Origin of the sequence: Cystobacter fuscus (genome assembly GCF_044360685.1) — a bacterium.
Lineage (GTDB): Bacteria > Myxococcota > Myxococcia > Myxococcales > Myxococcaceae > Cystobacter > Cystobacter fuscus_C.
In genome coordinates, this window is the sequence record NZ_CP043491.1 from 7276943 (window position 1) to 7292259 (window position 15317).

Consider the following 15317-nt stretch of genomic DNA (forward strand, 5'->3'; position numbering starts at 1 on the left):
TTGCCCTACCCCACGCGTCAACCGTCCAGAGACCTGACACGTTGTTTCGCCGGTGGACTCCCCTCGGACGGCCACCTGACCGATACACTCCCTGGCATGGATGTCGCTAGATGGCGGTATTCATGAGTGAACACTGCCCCCCATCCCGGGAATCAGGACAAGCAGCGGTCGAATCGGCACTGGTCCTCCCGCTCATGGTCTTCCTGGGTCTGGGTCTCATCCAGCTGACGATGATGCAGCAGGCGAAGTTGATGACCGAGTACGCGGCGTACTGCGCGGCGCGCACGGGCATCGTGTGGAACGGCAACAACGAGCGCATGCACGACGCGGCCATCATGGCGCTGCTGCCCACCATGGGCCGCACGGACACCCTGTACCACCTGGGCAAGACGTGGGCGCTGGCGCAGCTCTACGACGAGGCGCTGCAGCTGTTGGCCTGGCCGAACAAGAAGCAGAGCGATGATCCGAAGGCGGGCTCGACCCAGACCTCGAGCGTGCCGGCGTCGGTGAACGGCTCCAACCTCTTCGGCCAGGTGCGCGTCGACACGGTGAACCCCTCCTGGTACTCGCCCATCAAGAGCGTGTGGAAGCTGCGCTCGGGCGCGGGCTGGAAGGAGCTGGACTTCGACGGGCCGGACACCTACCCGCAGGTGCCCTCGCTGGAGTCGAAGTTCGCCAAGTTCTTCAACCTGGCGCTGCCGGACAACGACGAGGAGGTCTACCGCAAGGCCACCGTGCTGAGCATCCGGGTGCGCTACTGGTACGAGCTGCGCGTGCCCTTCGCCAACTGGATCATCTTCACGTCCTGGTGGGCGGCCAACGCGGGGGTGACCCTGGGCGGTGCCATCTACAAGCCCACGACCGACTCGAGCGCGCGCATCACCAGCAAGAAGGGCGGCATGAGCGAGGTGGGCGCGGTGCCCGTCAAGGGACTCGATCACCAGCGCGGCTACAACTCGCTCTACCAGCCGGAGATGACCGTGCTCTGGATGCTGGCCACCGGCAGCATCCCCCTGCTCTCGAAGTACGTGGGCAAGCGCTACTTCATCCCGCTGACGGCCACCTACAGCATGCGGATGCAGTCGAACTTCTACTACAAGTGGCTGATGCATCTGGAACCGGAGTGGGGACTGTAACGCCATGATGACCCGTGCTCTTCGACGAGGCATGAAGCGGCAGGAGGGCCAGGCCCTCGTGCTCGCGTGCCTGTTGATGCTCATCCTGAGCATCGCGCTCATCACGACGGTGAACATCGGCCATGGGGTGCACGAGCGCATCCGCCTGCAGAACACGGCGGACGCGGCGGCCTACTCCACGGCGGCGATGGAGGCGCGCGCGTTCAACTTCTACGCGTTCACCAACCGCACCCAGGTGTCGCACTACGTGTCGGCGATGATGTGGCAGTCGCTCGACTCGTTCCTGTTCTCCATCCAGGCCTTCCTGACGGACATCTTCGGGTTCATGCGCACCATCGGTCCGTGTTTCCCCTCGGACTCACGCAGTGGACGCTGGAAGATCATCTGCGCCGTCCTCGACAAGCTGCCCTACATCAGCATCCTCATGAAGGCGCTGGACATCGTCTTCAAGGCGGTCCGGATGATCCTGGAGGTCATGAAGAAGGTCTTCCCGTCCATCGATCGCGCCATTGGAAGGCTGGTGGTGCCTGGGCACCGGATGCTCAACGGGGTGATGGCCGGGGCGTCCACCGCGGTGATGATGTCCACGTCCACCTACGTGCTGGGCACCTCCAACACGATCATCGCCGCGAACGATCCCAACGTGGACTCCCTCATCCCGCAGACGCTCGCGGGGGTCATCAATCAGTGCCTCTACAACCGCACCCACTACAAGCAGGCCAACGGCACGCCGTTCGCGCCGGTCAACCCCTTCAAGGAACTGGACCCCAGGGAGCGGGACGAGTCCAGCAAGATCGCCCGCGCCAAGCGGGTGATGGCGGGGATCACCAACGCCACGCGCTTTCCCTGTGACGCGAAGACGAGTCTGTGCCCGGAGACCCTGGTCACCAAGCGCACCCTGGGCGCGCTGCTGCCCATCCCCGATTGGCTCAAGCCCCTGGAGACCTTCCTCGACAGCGTTCCCAAGTGGGGCCAGACGCGCTTTCTCACCTACAAGCTCGGCTACGGCACGGATGAGGACCAGACGGGGGCCAAGTCCAAGAAGCGCAACAAGATCCGCGAGATGAACGACCTGCCCAACCTCCCCATGGGCATGATCGCCCAGGGAGACATCCTCGCCTCGGACGACCCGTACTACATCAAGCTGGGGCCGGGCAGCAGTCTCGGCCCGCTCAACAACCCCTTCTACTGCCCCAAGCAGCGCAGCTCGGGGGACAAGCGGACGTGGCGCGACTGCTGGGGAGATCCGCGCGAGGACAAGGACAGCACGCTCAAGACGAGCATCTGGGCCTTGAGCAAGCATGAGCGCAAGGGCGGCGCGCACTGGCGGGTGGTGTTCCCCGGCCAGGCCTCCGACGATGATGACGAGAAGGTGGGGATCAATGAGACCAAGCCCTGTCTGTTGGACACGCCGATCAAGTGCTTGTTCAAGATGTCCGTGTTCGTGGCCAACACCCGGATCGATCCGGATGACACCAACCACGCCTGGGAAGGCCTGATGCCCTTCCCGCACTTCGAGCCCGGCGACTACGCGAAGGACTGCGGAGGGGGCTTCAACTCCACCCCCAGCACCACGGAGATGGCCCAGCGCAAGCACGACTTCAACCAGCCGTCGACCTGGGTGCTGCTCAACAAGAGCACGGACGAGCTGCACAACTCCAAGGGGGATCAGACCGGCGCCACCCACAACACGCCGGGTCTGCTCAACGACAGCGGCAAGCTCACCTTCTCCATGGGCTCCTCGTCCACGACGCTGGACCTGGACAACGATCGCAAGAAGCTGGAGATCGCCGGCTTCCAGATCTCCTCGGGCATGAGCGTCATCTCGCGCGGACAGACGTACTACCACCGGCCCGGCAACTGGACCGAGCAGCCCAACTTCTTCAACCCCTACTGGAGACCGCGCCTGGCGGCCGTCTGGCAGGGCCGGGAGTCGCTGCCGCTCATCAACAAGCTCACCAACTCGCTGCCCGAGTCCGTGCGCGACACGCCCGCGAAGATCATCACCCACTGAGAACCGTCATGCTCCGCTCACGCGCACACAAGAAGACCGTCCGGCGCGGCGCCGCCATCGTGGAGTTCGCGCTCGTGGTGCCCCTCCTGGTGTCCATCCTCATGTTCAGCATGTTCCTGAGCGACATCATCCGGGCGAAGCTCAAGATGCAGGAGGCCAGCCGCTACACGGCGTGGGAGATGAGCAGCTACACGCTGAGCGACTACGGCAGCGCGGACCATGACAAGGCCTTCGAGACCGCCCAGAAGGCGGCGGTGGACGAGGCGGCCGAGCGCTACAAGGACCTGGACTCGCTCGAGCCGGACGGCAAGTTCGGCTTCATGCTCGGCGCGGAGCCGGTGCAGGTGAAGGTGGAGAACCAGACCGTGTCGGGCGTCGACCTGAGCCGGGTCTTCGAGGGGAACGGGGGCACGGGCGACGAGGCCAGCAACGCGGTGGGCAAGACGCTCAACTTCTTCCTCGACCACTTCAAGATGAACACCAAGGGGCAGGTGCAGGTGGAGATCACCAGCAAGCTCGCCAGCCTCGGGCTGCCGCGCAACTACCTGCAGCAGGAGCAGAAGGGCTTCTTCGACGTCGACAACTGGGGCGGCAAGGACCTGAGCAACCTGCCGGTGAAGAACCGCTACACCCTCATCGCCAACGGCTGGCACCTGCCGGACGGAGCCAACGCCGTCATGGCCCCCAAGCGGGCGGGCGTGCACAGCGGAGGCAAGGACCAGCACGGCATGGCCGTGCAGGTGGACCGGATGACGTTCCTGGGTGTAGGAAACTACGCGGACAAAGTGGGGTTGGACGGGCTCGGCGCAATCGCCAACTTCGTGTTCCCCGACTTCTTCGGACCGTTCGTGGTCGCCAACAACTATGAGCCCTCGGCCGAGGGCAACAAGTGCAACAAGCCGGGGCACGGCGCCTCGTTGGGACTCAACAACCTCAACGAGTATCCCGGCCTGGACGACGACGCCCAGCGCTGCTTCGACACCGCCCCGTTCCGCGACACCCAGAAGTACGACGACTCGCTCTACCGCAAGGTGTTCATGGCCCGGGGCAACAGCTTCATGGGCTGCAAGAACGAGCAGGCGGACATGCCCAACACGCCCGCCCCTGATCCCAGCGTCCAGAAGGACAAGAACAAGAAGAAGGTGTCGTGCGAGTAAGCTCCCTCCCCCTCCTGGTGTTGCTCCTCTGGGCCCCCCTGTCGCGGGCCGAGCAGGAGCTCGCGGTCTACCCTGGCACCGTGCACACGCGGATCGGCAATGATCTGCTCATCGACGGCCAGTACCACCGCATGGCCTACTTCACCACCAAGGACTCCCTGGAGAAGGTGGCGAAGTACTTCCAGGGCTACTGGAGGAAGCAGGGCTACCCGGTCGTCGTGGAGGGAGACTTGAAGACCGAGGCCGTGGTGTCGGCCTTCTATACCCGCGAGGGGCTGCAGCGCGCCGTGGTGCTGCGGGCCGAGCGGGACAGGACCGTGGGCTTCACCGTGCTCAAGGATCTCTGGCTGTACGAGAAGCCTCCGGACGCGGGCAAGGGCCGCTTCATCCAGATCGAGGGCTCGCTCTTCAGCGCGGACGTGGGCTCGAGGGACGAGGCCGGGAGCACCCAGCACCGCACCCAGGTGGTGGAGCGGGGACTGGACGTGGTGCGGCAGGAGCTCGTCTCCAAGATGACCGCCACGGGCTACAAGCTGGTGCGCGAGTCCGGAGGCAAGCTGGATGGCCAGCGCAACATCGTGCTCGAGTTCACGCGCGGGGCCGAGCAGACCGTCACCACGCTGGTGGAGCTGGCGCCCTCGCAGGTGGCCGTGTCGCAGAGCTGGGTGGGAACGGACCGGCCGGACGGCATGCCCAACGCGGACGCCGTGCGCCAGGCGCGCGAGGAGCACGCGCGCGAAGTCCAGCAGCGCCGGGAGAAGAAGCCATGAGCGCGCTGCTGTGTGCCGTGGCGGTGGCCCTGGTGGCGGCGGCCCCGCCGCAACTGTCCCGCGAGAGCCGGATGCTCTTCGAGAACGCGCCCGCCCGGCTGGAGGCTCGTGTCGGGGAGTGGGTGACGTACCAGATGGATGGCGGGCCCCAACAGGGCTTCATGCGCATGGCCGTCGTCGGCGAGGAGAAGGACGCGCGAGGGCGGGACGCGGTGTGGGTGGAGTTGGAGTTCGGCAGGCACTCGGAGCTCAAGGCGCCGCTGGCGCAGTACCTCATGTTGGTGACGCGTGACGTGGGGCTGCGCTCGGAAGGCGTGACGCGGATGTTCGTCAGCCAGGGCTACGAGAAGTTGCAGGAGCTGGAGCAGGACGCCGTGACCCACTTCATGGGGACGCCCAAACCGGAAGCGCCCTCGGCGGCCCTTCCGCCCACCGAGCAGCTGTCCGCGGGTCCGGACACGAGCGTGACCCGGGGCAAGCCCGCGCGGGTGATGACGCTCGCGGGGACGGTGCAGGCCGAGCCGATGGAGGTCCGCTACCGTCAACTCGTCATCAAGCGGTACTGGGTCAGCCGGGAGGTGCCCATCCTCCGCCTGGCGAAGATCGAGTTTCCCCCCATCCACTATGTGATGGAGGTGCGCGACTACGGCGTGGATGCCCGGCCCCGCATGGTACGCCCCTCCCCGAACGACAAGAAGATGTTCCTGGGGACCGAGGAGCAGCTACCCTCGCGCTTCAAGTTCCAGTCTCCCCCCGAAACCGATTCAGGGTCGAAGGACAACCAACCATGAAGACGCCCGTGCCGACTCGAACGCTCCGCCGCCGCGCCCGTCGTGGCCAGGCCATGGTGGAGTATTCCTTCATCAACTGGGTGCTGGTGTTCGGCCTCATCGTCATGATGAGCGTCGACCTGGGCAACGGGAAGGAGAAGATGAACGTCATCGACGCCTTCCTGCGCGCGTACCAGATCTATTACGACTCGTTCTACTTCGTGCTCAACCTGCCGTTCCCGTGAAGCCCGCCCCGTCCCGCGCCGCCTCCGCCTCCCCGCTCGCGCTCCGGGTCATCCACGGCATCGTCTTCGGTGGATTGACCGCCATCTGTGTCGTGGCCGGCATGGCGGAGTTCGAGCACCTGTGGCGCACCCAGACGCAGCCCTTCCACGCCGGGCCGCCACCGCGTCCGGCGCTGGTGCTGGCCGTGCTCGCCACCGTGCTCGGCATGGGCGTCATCCTGGTGCAGAGCCTGCGCGGGCGCAGCGCGCGGCTCTTGTGGTCACTGTTCGTCCTCGCGGGCCTGGTGTTCACCCTCTGGGACTCTCATGAGGGACCCGTGCCGGGGCGCAGCACCCCCTCGGCCAACCTGAAGATCCTCCAGGTGGCCCGGGCGCTCCATGGCCGCATGGTGGAAGAGCTCCAGACCCGCGGCGCCCTCCCCGAGGACGCGGAGAGCTGGCAACAGGCGCTCCAGCAGGTGGCCCAGGGCCAGCCCACGCCCGTGCGCACGCGCTCGTTCGCGTCCCTGCCCTTTCGCATCCAGAAGGTGGACTCGCTCGAGGCCCTGCCCCCGGAGGCTCCGCCAGGCACGGTGTTCCTCTATGTCGTGGAGGGCGGCGTGGCCTACGAGCTCCAGGCGGTGGGCCTGTCTCCCGAGGGAGAGCCGTGGCGGCTCCAGGCACCGAACGGCGAGCCCGTGGTCTTCCGGGGGGCCTACAATCCGGAGCTCGCTCCGGCCTCCGGCGAGGGCGCGTCCGTACCGCCGTGAGTTGGCGGCGTGCCGCGTCAGTGCGGCGGGACTAGCGCTTCTCGACCTCGCCGCCGGCCTCGGGCTCGGGCGACCGCAGCTGGCCTTCCAAGACGCGAAGGGCCGACCGGGCCTCACTGGAGCCGGGCGCCGTCGCCATGACCCGCCTGCAGACCTCGATGGCGCTGCGCCGCCGACCCAGCGCGGCTTCCGCGTCGCACAACCGCGAGAGCACCGACAGGGCCTGAGGCCCCTGGGCGCCAGCGGACAGCGCCGCGCGCAGGAAGACGACTTCCTGGGAACGATCTCCCGAGCGAAGGGCCAGGTCCGCTTGCCGCACGAGCTCCGCCGGGGACGGAGAAGCCCGCGAGGCCGAGCGCCCGCTGGAAACCGACACGCCCCCGGCCTTCTCGGCCTCATCAGCCGCCTCGGAATCCACTCCCGCCTTGGACGGCTCCGGTCGCGGCGAAGCCTTGGCCACGCGGGCCGGCGGACTCGCCGGAGCGGCGGGCGGCGGGGGAGCCGCGGAGGGGGCGCGCCTCGCCTCCTCCTTCTTGAAGCTGTCGTCGTCCATCGCGGAGGCGGGGGCCGCGGCCATCGGCTCGGACATTCCCTGGGCGATCTCCGCTGGCGGCTCGCTGACGGAGTCGTAGGCGACGTTGGAGTCCACCGAGCCTTTCCTTTTCGAGGCGCTCCCCCCCATCCCGGTCAGCGCACTGACCTTTCCCTCAGCGGCCCGGCCTCGCGCCGCGGGTAGCGGCTTCGACTTGGCCATCTGGGGGATGTCGCGCGGGGAAGCGTAGGCGGGCTTGTCGGTGCGCTGGGGCGCCGCGAGGGGCTCGGCCTCCGCGAGACGCGACGGTCGCGCGGGGGCGACGACAGGGGCCGGGACCGAGGCCGCCTCGGCCTTGGCGCGCAAGCCAGGCGCCTGCGCGGGGCTCTGCAGCGAGGGACTCAGGTCCACGTCGCGGTTCACCTGGAGGACCACGATCCCGAAGACGCTCACGGCCGCCATGCCCAACGCGGGGGCCATCAGGCGGCGCCACCAGCGTGGGGCGGGCTCCGCGCCCGCCGCGGCCCGGCGAGCCGACTGCTGCGCATACGCGAGCAGGGAGTCCAGTCCCGCCTCGGGCGCGGCCTCCTGGGGCAGGCGGGCCATGGAGCGGCGCACGCCGCGAATCCCCCGGAGGGTCTCCGCGCACCGCGAGCAACCTTGAATGTGCTGCTCCACGGCATGGGCCTCGGGCAGCGGCAGTTCGTCATAGGCGAAGTCCAGCAGCCGCTCCTCGTGCGCATGGGCATTCTGGGTCTTCATCCCGCCACCGTCCTTCCATCCTCTGCCAGATCGCCATCCACGCCGAGCTCGGCCAGCCGCCGTCGCAGGCCCTCCAAGGCATAGCGCATGCGGCTCTTCACCGTGTTCTCCGACACGCCCGTCACCTCGGCGATGTCCTTGAAGGGAATGCCGCTGTACTCGCGCAACACGAAGACCTCACGTTGCTCCTCGGGAAGGCCGGCCAGGGCGCGCTCCAGCAAGGGTCTCACCCGGGCGTTGTAGGCGCCTCGCTCGGGGCTCGCGCCCTCATCGGGAAGGGCCTCGCCCAGCGGACGGCTGTCCTCTCCCTCGGAGCCCGCCGTGGGCGACTCCAGCGAGGCCGCTTGCCGATAGCTCTCTTTGCGCGCGCTGTCCACGCAGAGGTTCCTCGCGATCGTGTACAGCCAGGTGGTGAACTTCGCCTTCGTTTCGTAGTCCGGTGCGCCGCGCACCACCTTCAACCACGTCTCTTGAAGGACGTCTTCCGCCCGGGCGCGGTGGCCCGTGAAGCGGAAGATGAAGTTGAACACCGGGGTGCGGTGCCTGCGCACCAGTACCTCGAACGCACGGGGGTCTCCCGCCCGGAAGGCGAGCATCAACCGTTCGTCTGAGAGATCCGGTTCCAACATTCCCCCAAGCCCGGGGCCCCGCGCCCCGCCTCATCCCATCCGCCCACTTCAACGGATGAAGAAGGATTCAGGTCTACGGTCTTCGGCGGGCCCCGTAAGTGGGCAGAATGACAGGGAGAGCCGCCGCTGTCATCCCTCAGGGGCCCGGGTTGGATTTCCGGGAGGTAGCGAGAAGCACGGGCACGGCGACGCCCGCCACCAGGGCCGCCTGCCACAGGAGCACCGCGGGCAGGGGCCGCTGGAGGTGGATGAAGAGCGAGCGGCCGAGGGCCATGCCCAGCAGCACTCCGGTGAGCGTGCGCACGGCGTTGGAGCCCCCGGTGGGACGGAAGCGGCCCACGGCCCAGTCCACGAGCGCGGGCAGGGTGAGGCCGAGCACCACCGGCACATCCCAGGACCAGGTCAGCGGGGCACGCAGCTTGAACAGCGCCACCAGCATGGCCAGCAGGACCGGGTAGGTGCCCAGGCAGCGGGCACATACCCGCACGCCCCCGAGCACATAGGTGCGGTTGTACTCCTCGGGATGATGGTGACTGAGCCAGAACACCCTACCCTCCCTCGTGGCGGGGGGAAGCATCCGGGGTAGAGGCCGGACGCTCGCGCGCGTCGTTCTCCACCAGGAAGCACGCGGCGGTATGCCCCCGCTCCAGCGAGTAGAGGGGCGGCGTTTCCCGCCGACAGCGCTCCATGGCGAAGGGGCAGCGCGGATGGAAGGCGCACCCGGGCGGGGGCGCGAGCGGAGACGGGACATCGCCCTGGAGCAGGATGCGCTCGCGGCGCCGCTCGGGATCCGGCACCGGCACCGCCGACAACAGGGCCTGGGTGTAGGGGTGCCGGGGCGTGCGGTAGAGGTCCGCCGCGTCCGCCAGTTCCACGATGCGGCCCAGGTACATCACCGCCACGCGCGTGGAGACGTACTCGACGATCTTCAGATCGTGCGCGATGAAGACGTAGGTGAGCCCCAGCTCGCGCTGGAGATCCACGAGCAGGTTGACGATCTGCGCCTGGATGGAGACGTCGAGCGCGCTGATGGGCTCGTCGGCGACGACCAGGTCCGGTCGCAGGGCGATGGCCCGGGCGATGCCGATGCGCTGGCGCTGGCCTCCGGAGAACTCATGCGGGTAGCGGTCCAGGGCCTCGCGCGGCAGGCCCATCATGTCCAGCAGCCCGGCCACCTTCGCCTCGCGCGCGGCACCCCGCTCGAGCCCGTGGATGGCGAAGGGCTCGCCGAGCAACGCCCGCACGGACATGCGCGGGTTGAGCGAGGCATAGGGATCCTGGAAGACGAGCTGCATGCGCCGCCGCAAGGGGCGCAGCTCGCGCTGGGACAGGCCCGTCAGCTCCCGGCCCTCGAAGCGGATGGAGCCCGCCGTGGGCCCCACGAGCCGCAAGAGGGTGCGCCCGAGCGTGCTCTTGCCGCAGCCGCTCTCGCCCACCAGCCCGAGCGTCTCGCCGCGCCGCACGTCGAAGCTCACCCCGTCCACCGCCTTCACGCTGCCGCGCACGCGCCCCCACGGCCCGCCCCGCACCGGGAAGTGGGTCTTCACGTCGCGCACCTGGAGGAGGGGCTCGGCGGGGAGGGGCTCGGTCATGGCACGGGCACCGGGTTGTGACATGCGGCCTCCTGGCCCTCGCGCTTGGACTCCAAGGGGGGATCCACCCGCGCGCACACGTCCAGGGCGCGCTCGCACCGGTCGCGGAAGCGGCAGCCCCCGGGCAGCCGGTGCAGGCCCGGCACCATGCCGGGAATCGTCTTCAACCGCGGACGCGTTCCCGGCGGCCCGTCCATCGTCTGGAGCGCCGGAATGGAGCGCAGCAGGCCCGCGGTGTACGGATGCGCTGGCTGCCGGAAGAGCGCCTTCACCGGGGCCCGCTCCACCACGCGGCCCGCGTACATCACCACCACCGTGTCGCAGTGCCCCGCCACCACGCCCAGGTCATGGGTGATGAGCATCACCGCCATGCGGCGCTCGGCCTGCAGCCGCTTGAGCAGATCGAGGATCTGCGCCTGGATGGTGACATCGAGCGCGGTGGTGGGCTCGTCCGCGATGAGCAGCTCCGGGCCGCTGGCGAGCGCCATGGCGATCATCACCCGCTGGCGCATGCCGCCGGACAGCTCGTGGGGGTAGCTGTCCACGCGCTGCTCGGGAGCGGGGATGCCCACCTGCCGCAACATCTCCACGGCGAGCTCGCGCGCGGCGGAGCGCGACAGACCCAGGTGCAGCCGCACGCCCTCGGCGATCTGCTCGCCCGCCGTGTAGACGGGGTTGAGGGACGTCATCGGCTCCTGGAAGACCATGGAGAGGTGGCGCCCGCGCTTGCGGCGCATCTTCTCCTCGGGGAGCGCGAGCAGATCCTCGCCCTGGAAGAGGATGCGCCCGCCCACCACCCGGCCCGGAGGCTCGGGCACCAGGCGCATCACCGAGAGCGCGGTGAGGCTCTTGCCGCAGCCACTCTCCCCCACCACGCCCAGGGTGCCCCCCGGCGGAAGGGAGAAGGACACGTCATCCACGGCCAGCACGGGACCCGCGTCCAGCGACAGCTGGGTCTTCAATCCGCGGACGTCGAGAAGAGGTTCGGACATGGGGTGCACGGGAGGGCCTGTGAACAGCCGGCCCGGGCCTTCACTTCCGGGACAGCTCCTCCAGGAACTCCTCCTCGTGGATGAGGCGCTTGCGGATGAGCAGGCGGATGAGGCTGGCCACCATGCGCGCGGGCTTCACCTTCTCCGTGTGCAGCTGCGCCTCGGCGCCATCCGCCATGCGCTCGAGGTCCTCGAGCACCTTCAGGTCCTCCTCGGAGATGTCGGGAAGCTCGGGCCGGGGCGGCGGCAGCGGCGTGCCCTTGGCGGCCCCTCCGAAGACGACCACGGGCACGCCCTTCCTCGACTCCTCCTCGGGGGCCGCGTCGCCGGCCTCGTGCACCCCCCCACCGAGCAGCTCATCGAGCACCTCCCCGTTCTCCTGGGGAGGCGGGGGCGGCGGCAGCGCGGTGTTCCGGGCCTTCGTGGCAGCGCGAGGGGTGATGAGGGTGATGTCCTCGTCCTCGTCGGAGAAGGGAGGAGGCGGCGGGGGCCTGAGCGGCGCGGAGACAGGCGGCTCCCAATCCAGGATGGACACATCGGCCCGGCCGCTGGGCTCCCCTCCCAGCGGCTCATCCCCGTCGTCCTCGAGCCCATCCACCACCCGGCCACTCACGAGCTCCAGCACGCGATCCAGATCGTCCTCGGCGGCCACGTGCACGCGGATGGGTTTGTTGAGCTGAAAGCTCAGCTCCTCCACGGGCCGCAGGTCCGAGGGATCATCCACCGCCACGTGCAGCCGCTCCACGCGCCCCTCGCGCTCGAGCCGGAAGGGCACGAGGCGATGCTCGATCTGGAAGTCGAGCGGCACGAGCGCGCGCACCTCGGGGGGAATCTCCGGCAGCTCGACGAAGGGGAGGTTGGCCTGCCGGGCGAGCGCCCGGGCCACCTCGGGCAGCGAGGCGAAGCCCAGGGTGACGATGACCGAGCCCAGCCGCACACCACGGGCCCGGGTCCGCTGCTGTTTACCGAGCGCCTTGCGGATCTGCTCCGGGTTGATGACGCCGGACTCGAGGAGGAGCTCGCCGATCTTCTTGCGCATGGAGGACCGAGGGGGGACGGCCTAACGCTTGACCTTCGCCAGGTACTCGTCGCGGGTGAAGACCCCCTTCTCGATGAGCAGCTCCACCATGGCCTTGAGGGCGGCGACTTCCTTGCGCTGCACCTCCTCCACGCCGCGCAGCATCTCCACGGGGCTGGCGCCCGAGCGCACCGAGGGCGACTCGCGCGAGGCCATGGGCGGCATGGGGGCCGGGGCCGGAGCGGGCTGGGCGGCGGGCGAGTCCTTCATGTTCCGCACGACGGTGCGGCCATGGGAGTCCACCACCTTGAAGTTGGTGTCCGCGTCCTCCAGTTCGCCCGAGTCCTCGTAGAAGCGCGCCATGGCACGCGCGATGGCCGTGCGGCCCGCCACGTTGGGGACGATGCGGCACTTGGTGATGGCGCGCAGCTCGTCCAACTGCCGCACGTTGAGCGGATCCGCGATGGCCACCACCAGCGTCTTGCCGTCATCCCGCAGCTGCATGGGCAACAGCGCGAAGTCCCGTGCCGTCTGGACCGGAACCCGGTTGAGCACGTGCTTGGGGACTTCCTTGAGTGCGTCCAGGTTCACCGCGGGTATGGCGAGCTGCTTGGAGAGCGCCCGGACGAGGATGTCCTCGGACACGAAGTTCATCCGCACCAGGATTTCTCCCAGCTTGCCGCCCCATTTCGCCTGCTCCGCGAGCGCCGCCTTGAGCTGGCTCTCCTGGAGCACATTCGCCTTGATCAGCAGTTCGCCGAGCTTGATCTGTGCCATGTCACGGTCGTGGGGGCCCGAACGGACCCGCCGGTCGCCTCACTCTACCCCGAGATGCCGGGGGTTGCTCTTTTCTTGAGCCGCTCACGAGCCCGGCGCGGCGGGCGGCAGGGCGACCGGGGGCAGGGCCTGTCCTCCCTCGTCCACCTCGACCACGGGAACGTCCTCGGGGGCGGAGAGATCGAAGAGGGTGAGGTCCGGGGCCTCATTCAGCGTGACATCGGTGTAGCGCAGCCCCAGGGAGGTGTCCGCCGAGGCCGCCCGGAGCGTCACCTGGTGGGGGAAGACGGCGTCGCCCTGGGGCTCGAAGCGGCCGTACTCCAGCGCGTAGGTGCGCGCGCCCTGGACCTCGCTGCGCACCACCCGCAGGTGCCGGGGGTGGATGTGCAGCACCTGGGACACCCCGCCGCGCACCAGGGTGAGGACATAGAGAGCCTCCTTCTCGTCCACCCCGAGCGTCATGCGCTCGGCGGGGATGAAGGGCACCCGGCCGAGCATCACGGAGACCAGCTCCTCGCTCGGCAGGGCGAGCGGCAGGAAGCGCGACAGGTTCTGGGGGGTGGCGGGCCCCTGGTAGAACTTGTTCTCCTGGAATTGGAGCAGCCCGAAGCGCTGGCCGTCGGTGACGAGCACGGCGATGGGGCGGTTGAAGAAGTCGAACATCTCCACCCGGAGCAGGCCCGGCAGGGAGGCGGCCAGGAAGACCGACACGGTGCCCGTGCCCTGGGGAGACTCGACACGCAGCTTGCCATCCCCCTGGAGGGTGGCCGTGACGTCCTGGGCCTCGCGGGTGAGGCGGAAGAGCTCCTCGGGCTGGGTGATGCGGCCCCGAGGCCCGAAATCCAGGCGCTTGGGACAGCCCGAACAAACGAGGGCCAGGAAGATTGCGACGGCAGCGCGGTTCATGGCTTAAGTCTCGCGCCCGGCGACCTCCCTGGCCACTCCCGTATGAGCCTTTCCGACATCCTCCACTACCTGCGCATCGGCGGCTTCACCCTCGCCTTCCTCCTGCTCTCCTCCACGGTGGCGCTGGTGGTGGCCATCGAGCGGCTCATCACCCTCTGGGGGGTGAGCGAGCGCTCCCGGCTGCTCGGGGACACCGTGCACAAGCACCTGTTGCGCGGAGACATCGCCGCGGCCCGCTCCGCCACCGAGCGCTCCAACGCCGCCGTGGCCGACATCTTCCTCGCGGGCTTCGATCGCTTCGAGCGCACGCGCGGCAGTTGTGAGGGAGTGGACTCGGCGGTGGAGCGCGAGCGTGCCCAGGTGGGCCTGCGCCTGCGCCGCAACCTGTGGTTGCTGGCCACCATCGGTTCGCTGACGCCGTTCGTGGGCCTGTTCGGCACGGTGGCCGGCATCATGAAGTCCTTCAAGGATCTGGGCCTGGACGTGGCGGCGGGAGGCACGGGCGGCACCGGCGCGGTGATGACGGGCATCTCCGAGGCGCTGGTGGCCACCGCGGTGGGCATCCTCGTGGCCGTGCAGGCCATGGCCTTCTACAACTACTTCCAGGCGCGGCTGTCGCGCGTGCTCGTGGAGCTGCGGCTGTTGGGCGAAGAGTTCGTCGAGCTCTTGCGCGAGCGGCCCCTGGGCGCTCCCGCCGCCATCGTTCCCGCCGCCCCCGCGGCTTCCGCGGAAGCACGTTCCCCCTCGGACACCTGAGGTTCGTTCACATGGCGATGGGAAAGATACCCGGAGACTCCGAGGGGGGTGACGAGGTCGGGTTCGCGGAGATCAACATCACCCCGCTGACCGACATCTTCCTCGTGCTGCTCATCATCTTCATGGTGACCAGCTCGGTCATCGTCCAGCAGGCGCCCAGCGGCGGAGCCCAGACGGGCCTCAAGGTGAACCTGCCCAAGGGCGGGGCCACGGACGTCACCGCGCGCGCCACGGACATGTCCGTGGCGATCCTCTCGGACGGGAGATTCGTGCTCGGCGGCAACGTCGTCACCGAGGACGAGCTCAAGCGCGCCTTCACCGACGCCCAGCAGAAGGATCCCGACACCATCGTCATCGTCCAGGCGGACGAGGGCGTGCCCCATGGCACGGTGGTGCAGGTGATGGAGCTGGCCAAGGGCGCGGGACTCGGACAGCTCGCCATCGGCGTGCGCGAGCCCCAATAAAGCAACCGCAAAGCAACCGCCCCCGCCCTCTTCCCGGAAGGAGGAGGA

At 68.7% G+C, this 15317-nt stretch carries 17 protein-coding genes; 9 read left to right on the forward strand and 8 right to left on the reverse strand.

The window, feature by feature from the left end; translation table 11 throughout:
• Positions 1 to 110: 110 nt before the first annotated feature.
• The 7 genes from F0U63_RS29640 to F0U63_RS29670 are packed head-to-tail and all read left to right on the forward strand — an operon-like array spanning position 111 to position 6841.
• A complete protein-coding gene (locus F0U63_RS29640) occupies positions 111 to 1136 on the forward strand; it encodes a TadE/TadG family type IV pilus assembly protein (RefSeq protein ID WP_395834858.1) in 1026 nt (341 codons plus the stop codon).
• A 31-nt stretch (positions 1137 to 1167) separates the two neighbouring features.
• Positions 1168 to 3150, forward strand: coding sequence for a pilus assembly protein TadG-related protein (locus tag F0U63_RS29645; RefSeq protein ID WP_395834860.1), 1983 nt, complete (start codon positions 1168 to 1170; stop codon positions 3148 to 3150).
• Between the two features lie 8 nt (positions 3151 to 3158).
• On the forward strand, positions 3159 to 4307 hold the full coding sequence (locus tag F0U63_RS29650; RefSeq protein ID WP_395834862.1) for a TadE/TadG family type IV pilus assembly protein: 1149 nt from the start codon (positions 3159 to 3161) through the stop codon (positions 4305 to 4307).
• The gene (locus F0U63_RS29655; RefSeq protein ID WP_395834864.1) at positions 4298 to 5077 is read left to right on the forward strand and encodes a hypothetical protein; all 780 of its coding nucleotides are present in this window, start codon (positions 4298 to 4300) and stop codon (positions 5075 to 5077) included. Before F0U63_RS29650 ends, F0U63_RS29655 begins: the two co-directional genes overlap by 10 nt.
• Positions 5074 to 5868, forward strand: coding sequence for a hypothetical protein (locus F0U63_RS29660; RefSeq protein WP_395834866.1), 795 nt, complete (start codon positions 5074 to 5076; stop codon positions 5866 to 5868). Before F0U63_RS29655 ends, F0U63_RS29660 begins: the two co-directional genes overlap by 4 nt.
• Positions 5865 to 6092 (forward strand): hypothetical protein, encoded by a 228-nt coding sequence (locus F0U63_RS29665; protein WP_395834868.1) that lies wholly within the window; start codon positions 5865 to 5867, stop codon positions 6090 to 6092. The genes F0U63_RS29660 and F0U63_RS29665 overlap by 4 nt, the downstream gene beginning before the upstream one ends.
• Positions 6089 to 6841, forward strand: coding sequence for a hypothetical protein (locus F0U63_RS29670; protein ID WP_395834870.1), 753 nt, complete (start codon positions 6089 to 6091; stop codon positions 6839 to 6841). Before F0U63_RS29665 ends, F0U63_RS29670 begins: the two co-directional genes overlap by 4 nt.
• Positions 6842 to 6872: 31 nt before the next feature.
• Here F0U63_RS29670 and F0U63_RS29675 read toward each other — a convergent pair whose 3' ends face one another.
• From F0U63_RS29675 to F0U63_RS29710, 8 genes are all read right to left on the reverse strand, one after another.
• Entirely contained in the window at positions 6873 to 8135 is a 1263-nt protein-coding gene (locus tag F0U63_RS29675; protein ID WP_395834872.1) for a zf-HC2 domain-containing protein, read from the reverse strand.
• Positions 8132 to 8764 carry an RNA polymerase sigma factor gene (locus F0U63_RS29680; protein WP_395834874.1) on the reverse strand — a complete coding sequence of 211 codons (633 nt, stop codon included), beginning with the start codon at positions 8762 to 8764 and terminating at the stop codon, positions 8132 to 8134. Before F0U63_RS29680 ends, F0U63_RS29675 begins: the two co-directional genes overlap by 4 nt.
• Positions 8765 to 8900: 136 nt before the next feature.
• Positions 8901 to 9311 carry a DUF2085 domain-containing protein gene (locus F0U63_RS29685; protein WP_395834876.1) on the reverse strand — a complete coding sequence of 137 codons (411 nt, stop codon included), beginning with the start codon at positions 9309 to 9311 and terminating at the stop codon, positions 8901 to 8903.
• 1 nt (position 9312) lies between these two features.
• The gene (locus tag F0U63_RS29690; RefSeq protein WP_395834878.1) at positions 9313 to 10380 is read right to left on the reverse strand and encodes an ABC transporter ATP-binding protein; all 1068 of its coding nucleotides are present in this window, start codon (positions 10378 to 10380) and stop codon (positions 9313 to 9315) included.
• A complete protein-coding gene (locus F0U63_RS29695; protein WP_395834880.1) occupies positions 10353 to 11348 on the reverse strand; it encodes an ABC transporter ATP-binding protein in 996 nt (331 codons plus the stop codon). The genes F0U63_RS29690 and F0U63_RS29695 overlap by 28 nt, the downstream gene beginning before the upstream one ends.
• 40 nt (positions 11349 to 11388) lie before the next feature.
• Positions 11389 to 12387, reverse strand: a complete 999-nt coding sequence (locus F0U63_RS29700; RefSeq protein WP_395834882.1) for a hypothetical protein — start codon at positions 12385 to 12387, stop codon at positions 11389 to 11391.
• 21 nt (positions 12388 to 12408) lie between these two features.
• Positions 12409 to 13143: a hypothetical protein gene (locus F0U63_RS29705; protein ID WP_395834884.1), complete on the reverse strand. Its 735-nt coding sequence runs from the start codon at positions 13141 to 13143 to the stop codon at positions 12409 to 12411.
• An 84-nt stretch (positions 13144 to 13227) separates the two neighbouring features.
• Positions 13228 to 14049 carry a DUF4292 domain-containing protein gene (locus F0U63_RS29710; RefSeq protein WP_395834886.1) on the reverse strand — a complete coding sequence of 274 codons (822 nt, stop codon included), beginning with the start codon at positions 14047 to 14049 and terminating at the stop codon, positions 13228 to 13230.
• A 42-nt stretch (positions 14050 to 14091) separates the two neighbouring features.
• Between F0U63_RS29710 and F0U63_RS29715 the strand changes: the two genes are divergently transcribed.
• Positions 14092 to 14805 carry a MotA/TolQ/ExbB proton channel family protein gene (locus F0U63_RS29715; protein WP_395834888.1) on the forward strand — a complete coding sequence of 238 codons (714 nt, stop codon included), beginning with the start codon at positions 14092 to 14094 and terminating at the stop codon, positions 14803 to 14805.
• Positions 14806 to 14816: 11 nt separating this feature from the next.
• Positions 14817 to 15269, forward strand: a complete 453-nt coding sequence (locus F0U63_RS29720) for an ExbD/TolR family protein (protein WP_395834890.1) — start codon at positions 14817 to 14819, stop codon at positions 15267 to 15269.
• Positions 15270 to 15317 lie beyond the last annotated feature (48 nt).